Source organism: Brevundimonas sp. Leaf363, assembly GCF_001424025.1.
Taxonomy (GTDB): domain Bacteria; phylum Pseudomonadota; class Alphaproteobacteria; order Caulobacterales; family Caulobacteraceae; genus Brevundimonas.
The window spans coordinates 292,925-313,622 of sequence record NZ_LMPZ01000003.1 but is presented as its reverse complement, the minus strand read 5'-3'; the positions used below and the strand labels follow the sequence as shown (position 1 = coordinate 313,622).

The 20,698-nt window shown below is 67.7% G+C and carries 11 protein-coding genes; 8 read left to right on the top strand and 3 right to left on the bottom strand.

What is annotated here, in order from left to right; translation table 11 throughout:
- Positions 1-50 precede the first annotated feature (50 nt).
- Positions 51-1,487: a pyruvate kinase gene (pyk, locus tag ASG17_RS12300; protein ID WP_056104160.1), complete on the top strand. Its 1,437-nt coding sequence runs from the start codon at positions 51-53 to the stop codon at positions 1,485-1,487.
- Between the two features lie 38 nt (positions 1,488-1,525).
- On the opposite strand, the gene ASG17_RS12295 is transcribed toward pyk, so the two are convergent.
- Positions 1,526-2,101, bottom strand: coding sequence for an NUDIX hydrolase (locus ASG17_RS12295; RefSeq protein ID WP_056104157.1), 576 nt, complete (start codon positions 2,099-2,101; stop codon positions 1,526-1,528).
- Between the two features lie 142 nt (positions 2,102-2,243).
- On the opposite strand from ASG17_RS12295, the gene ppdK reads away from it, so the two are divergent.
- A complete protein-coding gene (gene ppdK / locus ASG17_RS12290) occupies positions 2,244-4,934 on the top strand; it encodes a pyruvate, phosphate dikinase (RefSeq protein ID WP_056104153.1) in 2,691 nt (896 codons plus the stop codon).
- A gap of 33 nt (positions 4,935-4,967) precedes the next feature.
- Here ppdK and ASG17_RS12285 read toward each other — a convergent pair whose 3' ends face one another.
- Entirely contained in the window at positions 4,968-5,978 is a 1,011-nt protein-coding gene (locus tag ASG17_RS12285; RefSeq protein WP_056104150.1) for a cupin-like domain-containing protein, read from the bottom strand.
- 423 nt (positions 5,979-6,401) lie between these two features.
- Here ASG17_RS12285 and ASG17_RS12280 point away from each other — a divergent pair, with 423 nt between their 5' ends.
- From ASG17_RS12280 to ASG17_RS12255, 6 genes are all read left to right on the top strand, one after another.
- Complete coding sequence (locus ASG17_RS12280; RefSeq protein ID WP_056104148.1) at positions 6,402-9,740, top strand: TonB-dependent receptor; 3,339 nt, start codon at positions 6,402-6,404, stop codon at positions 9,738-9,740.
- 149 nt (positions 9,741-9,889) lie between these two features.
- Positions 9,890-11,398, top strand: coding sequence for a tryptophan halogenase family protein (locus ASG17_RS12275; protein ID WP_056104143.1), 1,509 nt, complete (start codon positions 9,890-9,892; stop codon positions 11,396-11,398).
- Entirely contained in the window at positions 11,395-12,900 is a 1,506-nt protein-coding gene (locus tag ASG17_RS12270) for a tryptophan 7-halogenase (protein ID WP_056104140.1), read from the top strand. The genes ASG17_RS12275 and ASG17_RS12270 overlap by 4 nt, the downstream gene beginning before the upstream one ends.
- Positions 12,901-12,919: 19 nt before the next feature.
- Positions 12,920-14,434 carry a tryptophan halogenase family protein gene (locus ASG17_RS12265; protein ID WP_056104138.1) on the top strand — a complete coding sequence of 505 codons (1,515 nt, stop codon included), beginning with the start codon at positions 12,920-12,922 and terminating at the stop codon, positions 14,432-14,434.
- Positions 14,435-14,548: 114 nt separating this feature from the next.
- Positions 14,549-16,987: a glycoside hydrolase family 3 N-terminal domain-containing protein gene (locus ASG17_RS12260; protein ID WP_056104135.1), complete on the top strand. Its 2,439-nt coding sequence runs from the start codon at positions 14,549-14,551 to the stop codon at positions 16,985-16,987.
- Between the two features lie 5 nt (positions 16,988-16,992).
- Positions 16,993-18,939, top strand: a complete 1,947-nt coding sequence (locus ASG17_RS12255; RefSeq protein WP_056104403.1) for a sialate O-acetylesterase — start codon at positions 16,993-16,995, stop codon at positions 18,937-18,939.
- A 3-nt stretch (positions 18,940-18,942) separates the two neighbouring features.
- Here ASG17_RS12255 and ASG17_RS12250 read toward each other — a convergent pair whose 3' ends face one another.
- Positions 18,943-20,658, bottom strand: coding sequence for a glycoside hydrolase family 43 protein (locus ASG17_RS12250; protein WP_235560445.1), 1,716 nt, complete (start codon positions 20,656-20,658; stop codon positions 18,943-18,945).
- Between the last annotated feature and the right edge of the window lie 40 nt (positions 20,659-20,698).

Below are 20,698 nucleotides of genomic sequence, written 5' to 3'. Positions count from 1 at the left end.
CAGCCCGCCTTCGACCCTGCTCGCCACAAAAACACGCCCGTGAGAAGCGAATGAACAGAGCCCGCCGCGCCCGCATCGTCGCCACCCTGGGGCCCGCCAGCCGCGCCCCCGGAATGGTCAAGGCCCTGGCCCAGGCGGGGGTGGACGTCTTCCGCCTGAACTTTAGCCACGGCTCGCACGAAGACCACGCCGCGAATCTCAAGGCCGTGCGCGGCGCCGAGATCGCGCTGAAGCGCCCGCTGGGCGTGCTGGCCGACCTGCAGGGGCCCAAGCTGCGCCTGGGCCGCTTCGCCAACGTCGAGATTGACGTGAAGCTAGGTCACAAGATGCGCTTCGACCTCGACCCCACGCCGGGCGACGAGACGCGCGTCCAGATGCCCCACCCCGAAATCTTCAAGGCGCTGCGCACCGGCATGCTGCTGCTGCTGGACGACGGTCGGGTGCGGCTGAAGGTCGGCGAGCGCACGGACGAATGGGCCGATGTGACCGTCCTAAGCGGTTCCAAGCTGTCGGATCGCAAGGGCGTGGCCGTGCCGGAAGCTGTCATCCCGGTCTCGGCCCTGACGCCGAAGGACCGCGAGGACCTGGCCTTCGCCCTGCGTCTGGGCGTCGACTGGGTGGCCCTCAGCTTCGTGCAGAAGGCCGAGGACATGGCCGAGCTGAAGCGACTGGTGAACGGCCAGGCCGCCTGTCTGGCCAAGATCGAGAAGCCCCAGGCCCTGACCGATCTGGAGAGCATCCTGGACTACTGCGACGGCGTGATGGTCGCGCGAGGGGACCTGGGCGTCGAGCTGGACCCCGAAGAAGTGCCGGTGGCCCAGAAGCAGATCCTGCGCGCCGCCCGCCGCCGGGGCATTCCCGCCATCGTGGCGACGCAGATGCTGGAGTCGATGACCGCATCTCCCGCGCCGACCCGCGCCGAGGCGTCCGACGTGGCGAATGCCGTTTACGAGGGCGCGGACGCCCTGATGCTGTCGGCGGAAACGGCTTCGGGCGACTATCCGATGGAAGCGGTCGGCATCATGAGCCGGATCATCGAGCGGGTGGAGCGTGATCCCCTGTGGCCGGGCCTGATGGACGCCGAACACGCCGGCATGGACGAGCATGACGTCGACGCCCTGGTCGCCGCCGCCCGCAAGGCGGCAGAGGCCCAGTCGACGGCCTGTATGGTGGTCTTCACCACCACCGGCGGCACCGCCCGTCGCATGGCCCGCGAACGGCCGCTGCAACCCATTCTCACCCTGACGCCCAAGCCCGAAACGGCGCGTCGCCTGGCGCTGGTCTGGGGCCTTGAGCCACGGCTGGGCCCGGAGCCCAAGTCTCTGGAAGAGGTCACCGACCTGGCCGTCAGCAGCGCCATGGACTACGGCCTGGCCGAACCCGGCCAGCGGATCCTGATCCTCGCGGGCACCCCCTTCGGCGCACCTGGGGCCGCCAACCTGCTCCGCCTTGCGCACGCTCCGGCCAAGGCCAAGGGCAAGAAGTAAAGGTCGTCCACTCTCCCCTGAACGGGAGGGGGGCTTCGCTAGAAGAGCTCCGGTCGCCTGGCGTGCAACAGCAGTGTCAGGGCCAGGGTCTTCATGTCTCGCAGGCGGCCGGCCAAGGCGTCAGCCAGAAGACTGTCCAGAGGCCGTTCCACCACCTCGATTCCCTCGTGCTCTTCGGCCAGTCCCCCGCCTGCCGCGACGCGGTCTTCGTCGCCGAAAGGAGCGAGGTACAGGTGGATGCTTTCTGTGGTGCAGCCGGGGCTCGAATAGGCTTCGCCCGCAGGGTCCAGCGTCCTCAGGCGCACACCAATCTCCTCAAGCACCTCACGGCGGGCCGCCGCCTCCGGCGCTTCGCCGGTGTGGTCCAGAAGACCCGCGGGAGCTTCCAGCAGGGCCGGCTCGGCGTCGCTTAAGAAAAGGGGCCCCGTGCGGGTCTGACGGACAAGCAAGGCAACGCGGCGGTCGGGGTCGAACGGCAGGACGGCGACGCCGGAGCCGTGATCTTCGATCTCGCGCGAAAAGGTCTCTCCACCCTGCCGAATCGTAAGCTTCAGGTACCGACCCCAACCGTTATGGAGGGTCTCGACGGCCTCGATGACCGGCGCTTCGCCCATGTGACCGCTCCCAATGTTGCGCCGCAGCACCCTTAGCCGATTAGGGTGATCGACTGCTCACGATTTGTTACAATCGGCATGGCCAAGCCCCTCGGCGCGCGCTAATCCACCGCCACTCAGGCAGCCTTCAGGGGACGATTGCATGACCAAGTGGGTGTACGGGTTCGGCGGCGGTTCGGCCGACGGCGATGCGTCGATGAAGAATCTGCTGGGGGGCAAGGGCGCCAATCTGGCGGAGATGTCGGCCTTGGGCCTGCCGGTCCCGCCCGGCTTCACCATCACCACCGAGGCCTGCGTCCACTATTATTCCAACGGCCAGACTTATCCCGATGCGCTGGCGGGTCAGGTCGAGACGGGGCTGAAGGCGGTCGAGGGCGTGGTCGGAAAGACCTTCGGCGACGCGCACAATCCGTTGCTGGTCTCGGTGCGGTCGGGCGCCCGCGCGTCGATGCCGGGCATGATGGACACCGTCCTGAACCTGGGCCTGAACGATGTGACGGTCGAGGGTCTGGCCCAGCTGTCGGGCGACCGCCGCTTCGCCTTCGACAGCTATCGTCGCTTCATCACCATGTATTCCAACGTGGTGCTGGGCCTGTCGCATGACGACTTTGAAGAGGTGCTGGACGACCACAAGGATCGTCTTGGGGTCACGATCGACACCGACCTCTCCGCCGAGAACTGGGAAGCCGTCGTCGCCGACTACAAGGCCGTGGTCGAGCGCGAGCTGGGCCACGCCTTCCCGCAGGATCCGGCCGACCAGCTGTGGGGCGCCATCAGCGCCGTCTTCGCCAGCTGGATGAACGACCGGGCGAAGTTCTATCGCCGCATGCACGACATTCCCGAAAGCTGGGGCACGGCGGTCAACGTCCAGTCGATGGTGTTCGGCAATATGGGCGACACCTCGGCCACCGGCGTGGCCTTCACCCGCAATCCGTCGACGGGCGAGGCGCGGCTGTACGGCGAGTTTCTGATCAACGCCCAGGGCGAGGATGTCGTCGCCGGCATCCGCACGCCGCAATCGCTGACCCTCGCCGGTCGCGAGGAGATGGGTGAGACGGCCCCTTCGATGGAAGAGGCGATGCCAGAGGTGTTCGGACAGTTCGTGGACGTCGTGAACCGGCTGGAGAGCCACTACCGCGACATGCAGGACATCGAGTTCACGGTCGAACAGGGCCGGCTGTGGATGCTGCAGACCCGCAACGGCAAGCGCACGGCCAAGTCGGCGCTGAAGATCGCGGTCGATCTGGCCGCCGAAGGCGTGATCAGTGAGGAGGAGGCGGTCAGCCGCGTCGAACCGGCGGCGCTGGACCAGCTGCTACACCCCACGCTGGATCCGAACGCCGCGCGCAGCGTCGTGGCCGCGGGCCTGCCGGCCTCGCCGGGCGCGGCCACCGGCAAGATCGTGTTCGACGCCGACGAGGCCGAGCGCCTGAGCGAACTGGGCGAGGCGGTCATCCTGGTGCGCGAGGAGACATCGCCCGAGGACATCCACGGCATGCACGCGGCGCGCGGCATCGTCACGGCCCGCGGCGGCATGACCAGCCACGCGGCGGTGGTGGCCCGCGGCATGGGGCGCCCCTGCGTTTCCGGCGCGGGCGAGATCCACATCGACGAGCGGGCCCGCGCCTTCACCGCGCGGGGCCGCACTTTCAAGGCCGGCGAGGTCATCACCATCGACGGGTCGAAGGGCGAGGTGCTGGATGGCGCTGTCGCCATGGTCGAGCCGGAGCTGACCGGCGACTTCCAGACGCTGATGGCCTGGGCCGACAAGGTGCGCCGGCTTGGCGTGCGCGCGAACGCCGAGACCCCGCTGGACGCCCGCACCGCACGCGGCTTCGGCGCCGAGGGCGTCGGCCTGTGCCGGACCGAGCACATGTTCTTCGACGAAGCCCGCATCGCCGCCGTGCGCGAGATGATCCTGGCCGACGACGAGGCCGGTCGCCGCGCCGCCCTGGCCAAGATCGCGCCATTCCAGAAGGCGGACTTCGTCGAGCTGTTCACCATCATGGCCGGCCTGCCGGTGACGATCCGCCTGCTGGACCCGCCGCTGCACGAGTTCATCCCGCACACGGACGCCGAGATCGACGCCCTGGCCGCCGGATCGGGCCTCGACGCCGCCAAGCTGAAACGGCGGGCCAAGGAGCTGCACGAGACCAACCCCATGCTGGGCCACCGGGGTTGCCGCCTGGGCGTCGCCTATCCCGAGATCTACGAAATGCAGGTCCGGGCCATTCTGGAAGCGGCGCTGGAGGTCAAGCAGACGGCCGCCGAGGCGCCCATCCCGGAGATCATGCACCCGCTGGTCGCCCTCGGCCTGGAGATGAAATATCTTCGCGAGCTGACCGACCGCACGGCCGAGGCGGTGTTCGCGGACGCCGGCGACCGGGTGGAATACCTGGTCGGCACCATGATCGAGCTGCCCCGCGCGGCGCTGCGGGCGGGAGATCTGGCCGAACATGCCCAGTTCTTCAGCTTCGGGACCAACGACCTGACGCAGACCACCTTCGGCATCTCACGCGACGACTCCGGCCGCTTCCTGCAGGCCTATCTGGACAAGGGAATCTTCGAGACCGACCCCTTCGTGCGTCTGGATCAGGCGGGCGTGGGCGATCTGATCCGGATCGCGGCCGAGCGCGGAAAGGCGGTGCGGCCTGATGTGAAGATGGGCATCTGCGGCGAGCACGGCGGCGACCCGTCATCCATCGCCTTCTGCGAAAGCGCGGGCCTGGATTACGTCAGCTGTTCGCCCTACCGCGTCCCGATCGCCCGGCTGGCGGCGGCGCAGGCCGCGCTTTCGGCCCGCAGCGGGACAGAGCGCGAGAAGGACCGCTAGGGCCGCTCGGCCGACTTCCCGGAAAAAGACCGTCTACGCCGAACGCGACAGCGCGCGCGACAGGGCGGTGCGGATGCTGCGCGCCTCGTCGGTCGTCACATCGCCGAGGACGCCGCGGCGTTCCGGCGCCAGATGTTCGGCGGCCGGCCCGTTGTCGAGGAAGACATAGTGGTCGAACAGCGTGCGCCATGCCGCGCGATGCGTCGGCGGCAGGTCTCGCAGCGCCAGGATCGCGTGCAGGAAGGCGTCGCGCGGTGCACTGCGAACGCCCTCTTCCCACCAGTAGTTCACCAGCATGTTGATCGCTTCAATCGATCGGACGTGGTGCCACCATTGATAGGGGATGTAGAGCGCGTCGCCCGGCTCCAGGTCCGCCACCACGGCCGCCTCCAACGCCTGGGCGAAGCGCGGGTAGCGCTCCAGATCCGGGTTGTCGAAATCGACCATGCTGATGGTCGCGCCCGCCGGCGTCAGCTCGAACGGACCGACATAGAGGTTCGGCAACTGTTCGGGCGGGAACAGCGTGAAGCGCCGGCGCCCGGCGATGCAGCAGGCGATGTTGTCGGAGGGGTCGTGGTGGGCCGCGACGATGACCCGGTTTCCGATCCAGATCCGCGCCTCGACGGCCGGGTCCAGCAGCGGCATCCGATTGTCTTCCTGAAATCCGGGCAGGTGGCCGCGCACCGGAACGGACTGCACCGCCAGAGCGGAAGCTTCGGGATCGTCCCGGTGAGAGGCCAGGTAGTCCAGGGCGGCGACGATCTTCGACGTGCCCGAGCGGAAGTTAAAGCCGCTGACGTCGTCGTTGTAAAAGAAGCGGCCCTTGGCGCTGGGCGGCGCGAACATGGTGCTGACCGATGCGCCGCGATCGAAGCGGCGCAGGTAGTCGAACAAATGGTCTGACGATTGAAGCGCCGCCTGCGTGACGGGCCAGTCGCGCACCAATCCCCGGAACACGACAGGCGTGCCTGCGGGCAGGATCTCGTTCCGAAATATGTCGGCCGTGACGCCAGTGAACTCGGGGATAGAGGCGGGAGTGGGCATGCCCGGGGTATAACGTGACCACAATCAGGCGCCAGTGCGGCGATGTGTTCGCCGTGCAACGGGCACGACGTTTTTATGGCAATGGCCAAAACGCTTTCGAATAGGGACTGGCGCGACTCCGAACCGTGGTCCAAGAAGGCGGTAACCCACGTATAAAAGATGGGGAGGAATATCCGGGGGCCTGTGTCCGACTTCGTGCAGAGCGAGGCGGGCGCTCTTCCAGTCGATATCGCCTGATGTTCGGATCGCAGACGCGGCGCCGCCGCTTTCCTGCATCCGCTGCATGCGTGTCGACATCCTAGATTTTCCGTCCGCCTCGGCGTGGCGGGCGAACAAAACAACGACGGGCGGTCTTGCCGCTCGCCATCATCGATAACGGGGCGGTCTTCGCCGCTCCGAAATGACCTCGAGGGGAGGCGTTATATGAAGAAGTCCATGACCGGTTACGGCTCGCGGGCGACGGCCCTGAAGGCCGGCGCTTCGATCGCCGTGCTGGGTGCCCTGATGCTGTCGGCGATGCCGGCTTACGCGCAGGACGCGGCGGGTGATGACGAAGCGGAAGTGTCCGACGTCATCGTCACCGGCACGCGCGCCGCGCTCCGCAGCGCCCAGAACATCAAGCGCGACGCCGATACGGTCGTCGATTCCATCACCGCCACCGACATCGGCGCCTTCCCGGACAAGTCGGTCGCCGAAGCCCTGCAACGCGTCGCCGGCATCACGGTGAACCGTTTCGCGGCCTCGAGTGATACCGCTCACTTCTCGGCCGAACCGTCGGGCGTCATCGTCCGCGGCCTGCAGCAGGTCCGCACCGAGTTCAACGGCCGCGACAGCTTCAGCGCCAACTCGGGCCGCGGCCTGAGCTTCGCCGACGTCTCGCCGGAACTGATGGCCGGCGTCGACACCTACAAGAACCAGACCGCCGACCTGATCGAAGGCGGCATCGCCGGCACGATCAACCTGCGCACCCGCGTGCCGTTCGACTCGACCGGCCAGCTGCTGGCCATCTCGGCGAACGTCAACTACGGCGACATCTCCGAGAAATACACGCCGGAAATCTCGGGCATCTGGTCGAACCGCTGGGAGACCTCGTTCGGCGAGTTCGGCGCGATGGTGAACATCGCCCACTCGGAAGTTCAGACCCGTTCGCAAGCCGTTCAGTTCGGCCGCATGGGCATCTACGAGAACGTCTACTCGCAGACGCCGGCGGGCGCCGAGCCCACCCCGGGCGCCGGCCTGAACTACCTGCCGTCGTTCGTCGGCTATTCGGACACCACCTATGACCGGACCCGCGACGGCGTCGCCCTGGCCGGCCAATGGCAGGACCTGGATCACCGCTTCCTGCTGACGGCGCAGTACCAGAACTCCAAGTACGTCAACGAGTGGCACGAGAACGGCGTCCAGACCTATCCGGGCGACCTGTTCTACGGCCAGAACTCGGCCTTCCACTACACCGCCGCCGGCACGGCTCCGCGTCCTGCGCCGGGCACGGAATTCACCTTCGACAACAACGGCTACTTCCAGTCCGGCGTCGTCGTTCAGGACATCGGCTGGTGGGGCGCCAGCGACGCTGAATCGGGCCTGGTCGCCCAGAACAGCTCGGGCCAGCAACTGGTCAATGCCTGCTACAGCTGGAACGGCTGTACCAACGCGCCGTCGCGCGGTTCGAACTTCTCGACCGTCTCGCGCTTCAACCACAACGAAAACGTCACCGAAGACCTGTCGCTGAACCTGAAGTGGGAAATCAGCGACCGTATGCGGGCGAACTTCGACGTGCAGACCGTGCACTCGGAAATCACCAACTACGACATGAACGCCACGCTGAACTCGTTCGCCAACTCCGGCATCGACATGACGCAAGGCGTGCCGCGGGTGACGTTGTCGGAACCGACCAACGTCAACCTCGACGAAGGCGGCACGGCGACGGCCAGCAACTACTGGATCAACTCCTTGATGGACCACATCGAGGACTCGGAAGGTGACGAGCTCGCCCTGCGCGCCGACCTGGCCTACGACTTCGGCACCGACTGGCTGGACTCGATCCGCTTCGGCGTCCGCTATGCGGACCGTGACCAGACCGTTCGCTGGTCGGCCTACAACTGGCAGAACGTCGCCAACCTGTGGACCCAGAACGCGGCCTACTTCAACGTCACGCGTGGCGCTGAAACTGCGGCTGACTGCGCCCAGCGCAAGACGGTCAACGCCAACTACGTCTGCACCGGCTTCAAGGGCTATCCGACCGGGATCACCGAAACCAAGGCCTTCGGCGACCAGATCTTCGACGGCGGCCTGCTGAGCCCGACCCAGTTCGTGTTCTTCAACATGGACCTGGTCGAAGACCGTGCGCGCATGGCTGAAACCATGAACGCCACCGCCCTGGGCCTGCCCAACGGCGCCGGCTGGGATCCGATCTGCTCGAACACGGGCGACCGTGCTCAGGAAATCCCCGGCACCTGCTACCGTCAGGTGGAACTGGCCGAGATTTCGGAAGAGACCGAAGCGGCTTACGTGATGCTGAAGTTCGGCGGCGACAACGCCCTGATCGGCGGCATTCCGGTCTCCGGCAACATCGGCGTCCGTTACGTCAAGACGAACATCGAATCGGCGGGCGCCATCCAGTACCCGAACCCGTTCGACGCCCTGACGCTGGCCTGTACGCCGACCCCGGCCCCGCAACCGGGCCAACCGGCTCCGGAAGTCGAAGGTTCGATCGGCTGCTACCTGTCGCCGGACGAAATCGCCTTCAACTCGGGCGGCGGCGTCCTGTCGACGGCCGAGGCCGAGCAAGAGCACTGGCTGCCCAGCTTCAACGTCAAGTTCGACCTGACCGATCAGTGGGTGCTTCGTTTCGCCGCCTCGCGCGCCATGGCTCGCCCGGAAATCGGCTATCTGAAGAACTTCGTGCAGATCGGCGCGGGCCTGCCCTCGACGCAGAACGCGGATGACGATCGCTGGATCAAGAACAGCGCCGGTGACGTCATCGGCGTCGCCCCGAACTACACCGCCAGCGCCTACAACCCGTACCTGGAGCCGACCACGGCCAACCAGTACGACCTGGCCCTGGAGTGGTACTTCGACGACGTCGGCTCGTTCACGATCACGGCCTTCAAGAAGGACTTCCAGAACTACATCCAGTACGGCCAGTTCAATCTCGACGTCACCAACAACGGTGTGACGCGCGAGGTCGAGGTTCGCGGTCCGATCAACGGCGACGGCGCCGGGCTGCAAGGCTTCGAAGTGGCCTATCAGCAGTACTTCGACTTCCTGCCCGCGCCGTTCGACGGCCTGGGCGTGCAGGCGAACTACACCTACGTCGAGAACCAGGGCATCACGAACTCCAACTCGCCGATCGTCTCGAGCGATGGTGGGTCGGGCACGACCAACGCCGGCAACAGCACCCTGCTGAACACCGGTTCGCTGGAAGGCCTGTCGGAGCACTCGTACAACGTCGTAGCGATGTACGAGAAAGGCCCCTGGGCCCTGCGCGCCGCCTACAACTGGCGCTCGGAGTACCTGGTCACCGCCTTCGACTGCTGCGTCTATCTGCCGGTTTGGCAGGACGCCGTGGGCTATCTCGACGCGTCGGTCCGTTACCGGATCAACGACCGCTTCGAGCTGAGCCTGCAAGGCTCCAACCTGCTCGACACCGAGGCTACGCTGAAGCAGCAGGTCACGGACGTGTCGGAAGGCCGCCAGCTGCTGCCGAACGCCTGGCTCCGCCAGGACCGTCGTCTGACGCTGGGCCTGCGCTTCCGCTACTAAGCGCAAGCACGACGCCTGAAACCTGGGAACGCGCCGCCGGAAACGGCGGCGCGTTTTCCATGTTCGGCGCCCTTAAGCATTTTGACTTCGAGTGTCCGTCAGCCGACTATGATCGGCGCGGAGCCCGCTCCCTAACCTGAGCAGTTTCAATGGCCCAACCCCTGGAAGTCGTCATCGTGGGCGGCGGCACCGCCGGCTGGATGACCGCGGCGGCGCTAACCAGCGTGGTGCGGCCCGAGTTCCGTAGCGTGCGTCTGATCGAATCCGACCAGATCGGGACGGTCGGCGTCGGCGAGGCGACCCTGCCGCAGATGAAGGATTTCAACGACTGGATCGGCGTGATCGAGTCAGAGATGATGCGGGAGACCAACGCCACCTTCAAACTGGCCATCGAGTTCCGCGACTGGGGCTTCAAGGGCTCCAGCTACCTGCATCCCTTCGGCGCCCACGGGCAGCCGATCAGCGGCGTGGCCTTCCACCAGCACTGGCTGCGCGCAGCCCAGGCCGGGCCGACGCCGGACATCGAGGACTATTCCTACGCCATCGTCGCGGCGCGCCGGAACAGGTTCGAGTTCCCCGTCGAGGACAAGGCGGCGATCAACTCGACCTACGCCTACGCCTATCATTTCGACGCCGGCCTCTACGCCGCCTATCTGCGCCGGTTCGCCGAGGCGCGCGGGCTGGAGCGGACCGAGGGCAAGATCGTCTCGGTCCAGCGCAAACCCGAGAACGGCCACATCGCCTCTGTGACGCTGGAGAGCGGCGAGGTCGTCACAGGCGACCTGTTCATCGACTGCTCCGGCTTCAAGGGCCTGCTCATCGGCGAGACGATGGAGAGCCCGTTCGAGGACTGGACCAAGTGGCTGCCGTGCGACCGCGCAATGGCCGTGCCCTGCGCCCGCTCGAACGACTTCACACCCTACACCCGCTCGACCGCGCGCGAGGCGGGCTGGCAGTGGCGCATCCCGCTGCAGCAGCGCACCGGCAACGGCTATGTCTATTCCAGCGCCTTCATCTCGGACGATGAGGCGGCCCGGACCCTGATGGACAATCTGGACGGCGAGGCCCTCGCCGAGCCCCGTCCCATCCGCTTCAAGGCCGGCCGCCGCACGGCGTCATGGACCGGCAACTGCGTCGCCATCGGCCTGGCGTCCGGCTTCCTGGAGCCCCTGGAATCGACCAGCATCTATCTGGTTCAGATCGCCATCAACAACCTGGTCCAGCTATGGCCGCGAAAGGCGATGGACCCGGTCCTGATCAAGGAATTCAACCGTCTGGTCGACAACGAGTATGACCGCGTGCGCGATTTCCTGATCCTTCACTACCACGCCAACACCCGCGAGGACGCCGAGCTGTGGCGCTACACCCGCGAGATGTCGGTGCCCGACAGCCTGCAGGACAAGATCGACCGCTTCCGCCACCGAGGCGACATTCCCTTCTATCGCTCCGGCCTGTTCGCCCCGCCCAGCTGGGTGTCGGTGATGTTCGGCCAGGGGCTGAAGCCCGAGGGCCACGACCGCCTGACCGAGCGGCTGAAGCTGGAGGACGTCCAGCAACGGCTGGAGACGTTGCGCCGCAAGATCTCGGACCGCGTCGATGCCATGCCCACCCACGAGCAGTTCGTCCGCGACTACTGCGGCGTCAAGGAAGCGGCATGAGCCGGCCCATCCAGCGTGTCCTGATCGTCGGCCGCGACGCCGCCGTGTGGCTGACGGCCCTGTGCCTGCGCCGAGCCCTCGGCGGGCTCGGCATCACGGTCGAGGTGGTCGAACTGCCCAGCGTCCTGCGCCCGGCCGACGCCTACGCTTCCACGCCCAGTCTGGTCTCGTTGCACCATATGCTGGGGCTGGACGAGGGCAGGGTGCTGGGCGCCACATCGGGATCGGAGGCCTATGCCCAGCGCTTCGCCGGCTGGTCCAAGGGCGATCACGCCTTCATGCACGCTTACGACACCGTCGGCGCCGGCATCGAGCAGATCGAGTTCGTCAACTACTGGACCAAGGCCCGCAGCGAGGGCCTGCGCGCCGCCTATGACGAGTTTTCGCTGGGCGCGGCGGCGGCCAAGGTCGGGCGGCACGTCATCTACAACGACGCGGTCGAAAGCTTCTCCCAGGCGTCGCCGGGCTACAATCTGGACGCCAGACGCTACGTCGCCCTGCTCAAGGAGGCGGCGATCAAGGCAGGCGCCAAGCTGGTCCCCGAACCGTTCCGCACGGTCGAACTGGGCGATCAGGGCATCGCGGCCGTCGTCCTGGGCAGCGGCCGCAAGCTCGAGGCCGATCTCTATATCGACGCGACCGGCCTGCAGGGCGGCTTGATCACGCGCATGCCGGGTGACGCCTTCGAGAGCTGGAGTCACTGGTTCCCGTGCGACCGGCTGGTGGCGGCGTCCGGCCCGCGCCTGCGCCCCCTGCCGGCCTTCAACCAGATCACCGCCTTCGAGGCCGGCTGGGTCGGCCAGTATCCGATGCAGGACCGGACCGCGGTGATCGGCGCCTACAACTCGGAACTGGTGGCCGAGAGCGAACTGATGACCATGCTGTCCCGCATCACCGGGATGCGGTTGGAGGCCGGCGTCGCCAGCCCCTATCAGCCGGGCGCCCGCAGCCGGCCGTGGATCGGGAACTGCGTCGCCATCGGCGAGGCGGCCGCCAGCCTGGAGCCGCTGGACGCCACCATCCTGCAGTTCATCCATGTCGGCCTGTCGCACCTGATCAGCCAGTTTCCGGTCGACGCCGACAACCAGATCGAACGCGACGCCTTCAACGCGGCCTTCGCCCAGCACACCGACAACATCCGCGACTTCGCCCTGATGCACTACACGCTGAACCGGCGCTTCGATCAGCCGATGTGGGACTGGGCGCGCGAGGTTCCGGCCTCGCCCGTGCTGGCTCAAAAGATCGAGTTGTTCGGTGCGCGCGGCGGCATCTCACTGCGCGACGGCGAAACCTTCGAGGAGGGCAGCTGGGCCAGCTGCTTCGTGGGACACGGCCTGATCCCGAAGAGCTGGAACCCGCTGGTCGACCAGCTGCCACGCGCCGAGCAGATCGAGCATTTCCAGAAGATTTTGAGCTTCATCGCCACGCATGCGCAAGACATGCCGTCGCTGGAGGCGCATCTGGAGTTCAACGCCGCGCCTCCGGGCCGCGGTCTATTCTGAAGACGGGGGAGGTCTTCACATGCCAGCGAACAAGATCCGGGACATCGTCGTCGTAGGCGGGGGGACCGCCGGATGGATGTGCGCCGCCGCCCTCAGCAAGGTGATGGGCACCGAGCAGTACAATCTGACGGTCGTGGAATCCGAACAGATCGGCACCGTCGGGGTGGGTGAGGCCACCATCCCGATGATCCTGCTGTTCAACCAGGTGCTGGGCATCGACGAGGACGAGTTCGTCCGCGAGACCAACGGCACCTTCAAGCTGGGCATCGAGTTCGTCGACTGGCGCCGGCTGGGCCACTCCTATTTCCATCCATTCGGCCTCTTCGGTCAGGACATGGACGGCGTGCCCTTCCACAACTTCTGGCTCCGCTGGGCCAAGTCGGGCGGCGCCAACGCCGACAGCGGCCGGTTCAACGCCGAGACCGAGGCCGCGCGCCTGAACCGCTTCATGCGCACGCCCGACACGCAGAACGGCGCCCTGCCGCGCATCAACTACGCCTATCAATTCGACGCCGCCCGCTATGCCGCCTACCTGCGCAGGTTCTCCGAGAAGCGCGGCGCCAACCGGATCGAAGGCAAGATCACCCAGGTCCACCAGAACCCGACCGACGGCTTCATCACCTCGGTGGAGCTGGAGGATGGCCAGCAGATCCGCGGCGACCTGTTCATCGACTGTACCGGCTTCCGCGGCCTGCTGATCGAGCAGACGCTGAAGGCCGGCTATGACGACTGGAGCCACTGGCTGCCGGCCAACCGCGCCGTCGCCGTGCCGTGCGCCAAGTCCGGCGACATGACCCCCTACACCCGCGCCACCGCCCGCGAGGCGGGCTGGCAGTGGCGCATCCCGCTTCAGCACCGCACCGGCAACGGCTATGTCTTCTCCAGCGAATACATCAGCGAGGACGAGGCGACCGCCAAGTTGATGAGCCGGCTGGATGGCGAGCCGCTGGCCGAGCCGCGTGTGCTGCGCTTCGTAACCGGCCGCCGCAAGAAGAGCTGGGACAAGAACGTCATCGCCATGGGTCTGGCGGGCGGTTTCCTGGAGCCGTTGGAATCGACCAGCATCCACCTGATCCAGGTCGCGATCTCGCGCATCCTGGCCTATTTCCCGCGCGACTTCATCGACCCCAAGCTGGCCGATCAGTTCAATCGCGACATGGCCTTCGACTACGACAACGTCAAAGACTTCCTGATCGCCCACTACAAGGTGACCGAGCGGGAGGACACGCCGTTCTGGGCCTACTGCAAGCACATGGACATCCCCGAGGCCCTGAAGACCCGGCTGCAGATTTTCCAGGAGCGGGGCGATGCCATGGTCCGCCAGTACGAACTGTTCAAGGAAGGCAGCTGGTGGGCGGTCCTGTCGGGGCAGGGCATGATCCCGGACAGCTATCACCCGGTGGCCGACGTCATCTCCGAGGAAGACCTGCGCCAGCGCCTGTCGCGGATCCGCACGGCGATCCAAGACCGGGTCAACGCCATGCCGGTGCAGGAGGCCTATCTACGCGACGCCAAGCTGTCCGCGACGGCGTGACGCGACCGCCGCCGGCTCGCGGGCGGTTGACCGCCGGGGTCGGCGCGCAGTATCGTCATGTTAGCGCTATCATCGCTGGATCAACCGGCGAGGCTCACATGGGAGGAGACTGACATGGCGGACGACGCCTGGAATTCGCTTGGGCGCCGCAGCGTCCTGACCGGCCTTCTCTCGATCAGCGCCGGCGCCGTGATCCGTTCGCCCGCGATGGCGCAGGCGGCCCCAGGCGCCGCCCTGGCCAAGCCGCCGGCCAACGCCCCCTATCGCAACGCCGCCCTTCCCGTTGCCGAACGGGTCGAGGATCTGCTCTCGCGCATGACGCTGGAAGAGAAGGTCGGCCAGATGGTCGGCATCTGGGAGAAGAAGGGCGCGATCCAGAACGCGCGTGGCGACTTCGTCGCGACCAAGGCGACCGACGTATTCCCGCACGGCCTGGGCCAGATCTCCCGCCCGTCCGACAAGCGCGGCGTCGATCCCGCCGCCAACGGCGCGGCCGGCGCGGCCAACGACAACCCCAACCGCACGGCGCGCGAAACGGCGGAATACGTCAACGCCGCCCAGCGATGGGCTGTCGAGAACACCCGCCTGGGCATTCCCATCATCATGCACGAGGAGGCGCTGCACGGTTACGTGGCGCGCGGGGCGACCAGCTTCCCGCAGGCCATCGGCCTGGCGTCGACCTTCGACCCTGCGCTGGTGACGCGCATCTTCTCCATGGCGGCGCGCGAGATGCGCGGCCGGGGCGCCAATCTGGCGCTCGCGCCCGTCGTGGACGTGGCCCGCGACCCGCGCTGGGGCCGCATCGAGGAGACCTTCGGCGAGGACCCGCACGTCTGCGCCGAGATGGGCCTGGCCGCCATTCGCGGCTTCCAGGGCGAGACCCTGCCGCTGGCGCCCGACAAGGTGTTCGTGACGCTGAAGCACATGACTGGCCACGGTCAGCCCGAGAACGGCACCAACGTCGCCCCGGCCAACATCTCCGAGCGGACGCTGCGCGAGAACTTCTTCCCGCCGTTCGAGCGCGCGGTGAAGGAGCTTCCGGTCCTGGCGGTGATGGCTTCGTACAACGAGATCGACGGCATCCCGTCGCATGCCAGCCGGTGGCTGCTGCACGACATCCTGCGCACCGAATGGGGCTACAAGGGCGCGGTCGTCTCCGACTACTTCGCGATCCGAGAGCTGAACGTGCGCCACCGCATGTACCGCACGCTGGACGAGGCGGGCGTGCGCGCCCTGCACGCGGGCGTCGACATCGAGCTGCCCGACGGCGAGGGCTATGTGAACCTGCCCGCCCTGGTGCGCGCCGGAACCGTGCCTCAGGCCGAGGTCGACGAGGCGGTGCGCCGCCTGCTGACCATGAAGTTCCTGTCCGGCGCCTTCGAGAGCCCTTATGTCGATGTGCGCCGCGCCGGCCGGTTCGAGAACGCCCCCGACGCCGTCGCCCTGGCCCGCGAGGCCGCGCGCAAGTCGATGGTTCTGCTCAAGAACGAAGGCGGCCTGCTGCCGCTGGACGCCTCGCGCATCCGCAAGCTGGCGGTCCTGGGCACCCACGCCCGCGACACACCGATCGGCGGCTACAGCGACGTGCCGGCCAAGGTCGTCAGCGTGCTGGAGGGCCTCCAGGAAGAGGGCCGCGGCAAGTTCGAGGTCGTCTACTCCGAGGCCGTCAAACTGACCCGCAGCCGCTCCTGGAGCGCGGACGCCGTCGATCTGGTCGATCCGGCCGAGAACGTCGCCTTGATTCAGCAGGCAGTCGCCGACAGCCGCGACGCCGACGTCATCGTCATGGTGCTGGGCGACAACGAGCAGCTGAGCCGCGAGGCCTGGGCTGACGGTCACCTGGGCGACCGCGACTCGCTTGAGCTGATCGGTCAGCAGAACGACCTGGCCAAGGCCATCCTCGCGCTGGGCAAGCCGACCGTCGTGGTCATGCTGAACGGCCGCCCGCTGGCCATCAACTTCCTGAACGAGAACGTCCCGGCCATCATCGAGGGCTGGTACCTGGGCCAGGAGACAGGTCACGCCGTCGCCGACGTCCTGTTCGGCCGCGCCAATCCGGGCGGCAAGCTGCCGGTGTCGGTGGCGCGTTCGGTCGGTCAGCTGCCGATCTTCTACAACCACAAGCCGACGTCGCGCCGGGGCTATCTGTTCGACACGACGGCGCCGCTGTATCCCTTCGGCTACGGCCTCAGCTACACCACCTTCGACATCTCGGCGCCGCGCCTGGCTCGGAGCTCGATCCGCAAGGGCGACACCGTCCGCGTCTCCATCGACGTGGCCAACACCGGTTCGCGCGCCGGTGACGAAGTGGTGCAGCTCTATGTTTCGGACCTGACCGCCACGGTGACGCGGCCGGTCAAGGAGCTGAAGCACTTCAAGCGCGTGACGCTGGAGCCCGGCGCTCGCACGACGGTCGAGTTTGACATCACCTCCGCCGATCTGTGGATGTGGAACGAGGCCATGGAGCGGGTCGTCGAGCCGGGTGATTTCACCCTTGCCGCCGGACCGAACTCGGTCGATCTGAAGCCTGTGACCCTGACCGTCACGGAGTGATCCTGATGCGCATCGCCGCCGCCCTGTCCGCCCTCGTCCTGATCGCGGAAGGGGCGCCGGCGATCGCGCAGACTGCGCCGCCCGCCTTGAGCCTGGGCCAGCCCTTCGGCGACCACGGGGTGCTGCAGCGGGACAAGCCCATCTCGGTCTGGGGTCAGGCGGCGCCGGGCGAGCGGGTCACCGTCAGCCTGGGCGAACGGTCGGTTCAGGCGCGTGCGGATCGTCAGGGCCAGTGGCGCGCCAGCCTGCCCGCGCTCCCGGCCGGCGGTCCCTATGTCCTGACCGCTTCCGCCGCCTCGGGCGGCTCGGCCAGCGCGGCCGACGTGATGGTCGGCGATGTCTTCCTGTGCTCGGGCCAGTCGAACATGGAGCAGCCGCTGCGCTATGCGGTCCATGCCTGGAACCCGGTCGTGACGCCCGACGACGCAGGCATTCGTCTGATGACGGTGACCAAGGACAGCGACGCGGTCAGCCAGCCGCTGTGGCGCCACCCAACCGCCTGGTCGGTCGCGACGGTCGAGAGCGCGGCGGAGTTTTCGGCCACCTGCTTCTACTTCGCCCAGGACCTGCGGCGCACCGAGCGGGTGCCAATGGGGCTGGTGCACGACAGCTGGGGCGGGTCGGCGATCCAGGCCTGGATCAGCGAGCCGACCCTGCGCCGCATCGGCGGCTTCGACGACAAGCTGGACGTCCTGGCCCGCTATCCCACCGATCCGATCGGCGCCCAGGCGCAGTGGGGCGAGGTGTGGCAGCGCTGGTGGGCGGCGCGGTCCAGCGAGCAGCCGTGGCTGACCGAGACCGGCCCGTGGACGCTCGTCCCGAAGATGACACCGTGGGAGCAATGGGGCGTTCCGGCGCTGGCGGCGTTCGACGGCATGGTCTGGTATCGCACGGACGTCACGCTGACGGCGGAACAGGCGGCGCAGGGGGCCTCGCTGTCGCTCGGGACTGTTGACCAGGTCGATCAGACCTGGGTCAACGGCCGGGCGGTCGGCGCGATGGGTGACGGCCAGCGGCTGTACGCGCTGCCCGCCGGCCTGCTGAAGGCGGGCGCCAACAGCATCGTCGTCAACGTCATGGACAGCTGGGGCGAGGGCGGGATCTATGGGGCGCCCGAGAGCCGCGCCGTCATTCTGGCCGACGGATCGCGCGTGCCGCTGGATGCGGGGGGCTGGCGCTATCAGAAGGTCGAGGGGGCCGGCCAAACCGACGGGCCGCGCGCCCCTTGGGAATCGCTGGCGGGCACGACGTCCATCGGCAACGCCATGATCACGCCGCTGCACGACTACGGCTTCCGGGCCGCCCTCTGGTATCAGGGCGAGAGCAATACGGGCGATCAGCCGCCGCGATACGAGGCGCTGATGGCCGGGCTGATGGCCGACTGGCGCCAGCGCCTGAACCAGCCTGACCTGCCGTTCCTGATCGTTCAGCTCGCCAATTTCGGCCCGCCGTCGTCCGAGGCGCGAGGCTCCGGCTGGGCCGAGGTGCGCGAGGGTCAGCGGCTGGCCGTGCAGAACGACCCGCACGCCGGGCTCGCCGTCGCCATCGACATCGGCGACCGCTACGACATCCACCCCGGTCAGAAGGGCGAGCTGGGCAAGCGGCTGGCCAGGGCGGGTCGGCATGTCATCTATGGCCAGGACATCGCCCCGTCGGGCGCCTGGGCCGACAGCGCGTCGCGGGACGGCGTCGAGGTGGTGGTCCGCTTCAGTGACGTCACGGGCGACTTAATCACGCTGAGCAGCGATCGCGTGACGGGGCTGGAGCTGTGCGACGCGGGGCAGACCACCTGCCGCTTCGTCTCTGGCGAGGTCTCCGGCCAGTCCATTCGCATCCCGGTCGGCGACGGCCCGGCCGCGTTGGTCCGTTTCTGCTGGGCCGACAACCCCATCTGCAATCTGACGGACGGGTCCCAGCTGCCCGCCGGACCCTTCCGTCTGACGGTGCACTAGGGCCTATCGGCCGCGGATCGCGAACGGCCCCATCGTCACGCCGACGAAGCCGCCGGCCGTCTTCGTGCTGAGCATCTTGCCGTCCAGGTCGCCGCCGATCGGCTGGAAGGCGCCGTCGCCTTCGGCCAGGGCGAAGCCGTAGGTCGGGCCCTTGGCCGTGACCTGCAGGCGGTAGGGGCCGGTGTCCGCGACCTTGCGTTCGGCCACGATGGCGCCCGCCGCCGCTTCGTCCGGACCGGCGCGGCGCCGCACCTCGGCCCAGACGCCGTCGGTGCGGCGGGTGATCGACAGCGTCAGCCAGTAGTCGTCATTCTGCAGCGCCGCGAGCCCGTAGCGGTCACCGACGACCTGCGGCGCGGCCTCCAGCTCGGTGACGGCCTGAGCGTCCATGTGCTGCTGGCGGCGGCCGAGGAAGCTGGGGTTGGCGTTGTCGCCCAGCTCCACCGGCCGGGCGTCGAGCAGCAGCGTGCCGGGCCGTGACGACAGGTCGTACCAGGCGCCGTCCGGATTGCGCATCATCATCCAGCGGGCGGGCAGGGCGGCCGTGTCGAAGTCGTCGCGGACGGTGAAGGCGCCGCTCATCGGGACCTCGGGCGCGGGCTGGGCCGGCAGGTTCGGGAGGGCGTGGACGTAGGGGATTGTCGCCCCGGTCTCCAGGATGCGCGGCCAGCCCTCGGTCCAGGTGACGGGCAGCAGGAAGGTCTCGCGGCCGGTGTTGTAGAAGTCGCCGTCGTAAGGGCGCACGGCCAGGAAGGTCGCCCACCAGTCGCCGTCCGGCGTCTGCACCAGCTGGGCGTGGCCCGCAGAGGTGATCGGCAGGGCGCGGTCGTGCGGCAGGCCGCGCTGGGTCAGGATGGGGTTGCCCTCATAGGCGACATAGGGACCGTCGGCCTTGCGCGAGCGCAGCACGACCTGGGAGTGACCCTCGGCGGTCCCGCCCTCGGCGCAGGTCAGATAGTACCAGTCGCCGACCTTCTGGATGTGTGGCCCCTCGATCCAGATGGGGTTGGTCGAAGGATCGACGCCGCCGTCCACCAGCAGCGTGCGCGGGCCTAAGGTCTTTTTCGCCGCGATGTCGTAGCGCTGCGTCCAGATGGCCCGGTGGCCGTCGTAGCGGGGCGTCCCGACCGGCGGGCCGTTGTTGGTGATCCAGGTCGTGCCGTCCGCGTCGAAGAAGATCGACGGATCGATCCCGCCCTCCAGATCCGGCAACCAGACCGGATCGCTCCACGGACCGGCCGGATCGGTGGCGGTGATCAGGAAGTTGCCGCCGCAGTCGACGCAGGTGTTTAGGATATAGAAGACGCCGTCGTGGTGATTGATGGTCGGGGCGAAGACGCCGCGCGACAGACCCAGACGGCCGAAGTCCAGCTGGTCCGGCCGGTCGATGGCGTTGCCGATCTGGGTCCAGCTGACCAGGTCGCGGCTGCGGAAGACCGGGATGCCCGGGAAGTAGCTGAAGGTCGATGTGACCAGATAATAGTCCTCGCCCACCCGGGTCACCGAGGGGTCGGGATAGAAGCCCTGCAGGATCGGATTGGCGTACTGGCCCGGCGTGGGGGCAGGGGCGTTGGCGGCGTCGGCGCCGCTGTATTGGAACCAGGCGAAGGCGGCCTGTTCGGCCATGGCCGCGCCGGGCAGGGCGAAGGCCAGAAGGGCGGCGGCGGCCGCCGAGGAGCCGAGTTTCCTGATCCGCACTGTCGCACCCTTCTTTTGCACTTGTCTGACTATTCGCAGGCGCGCCATCATGGCGCAACTC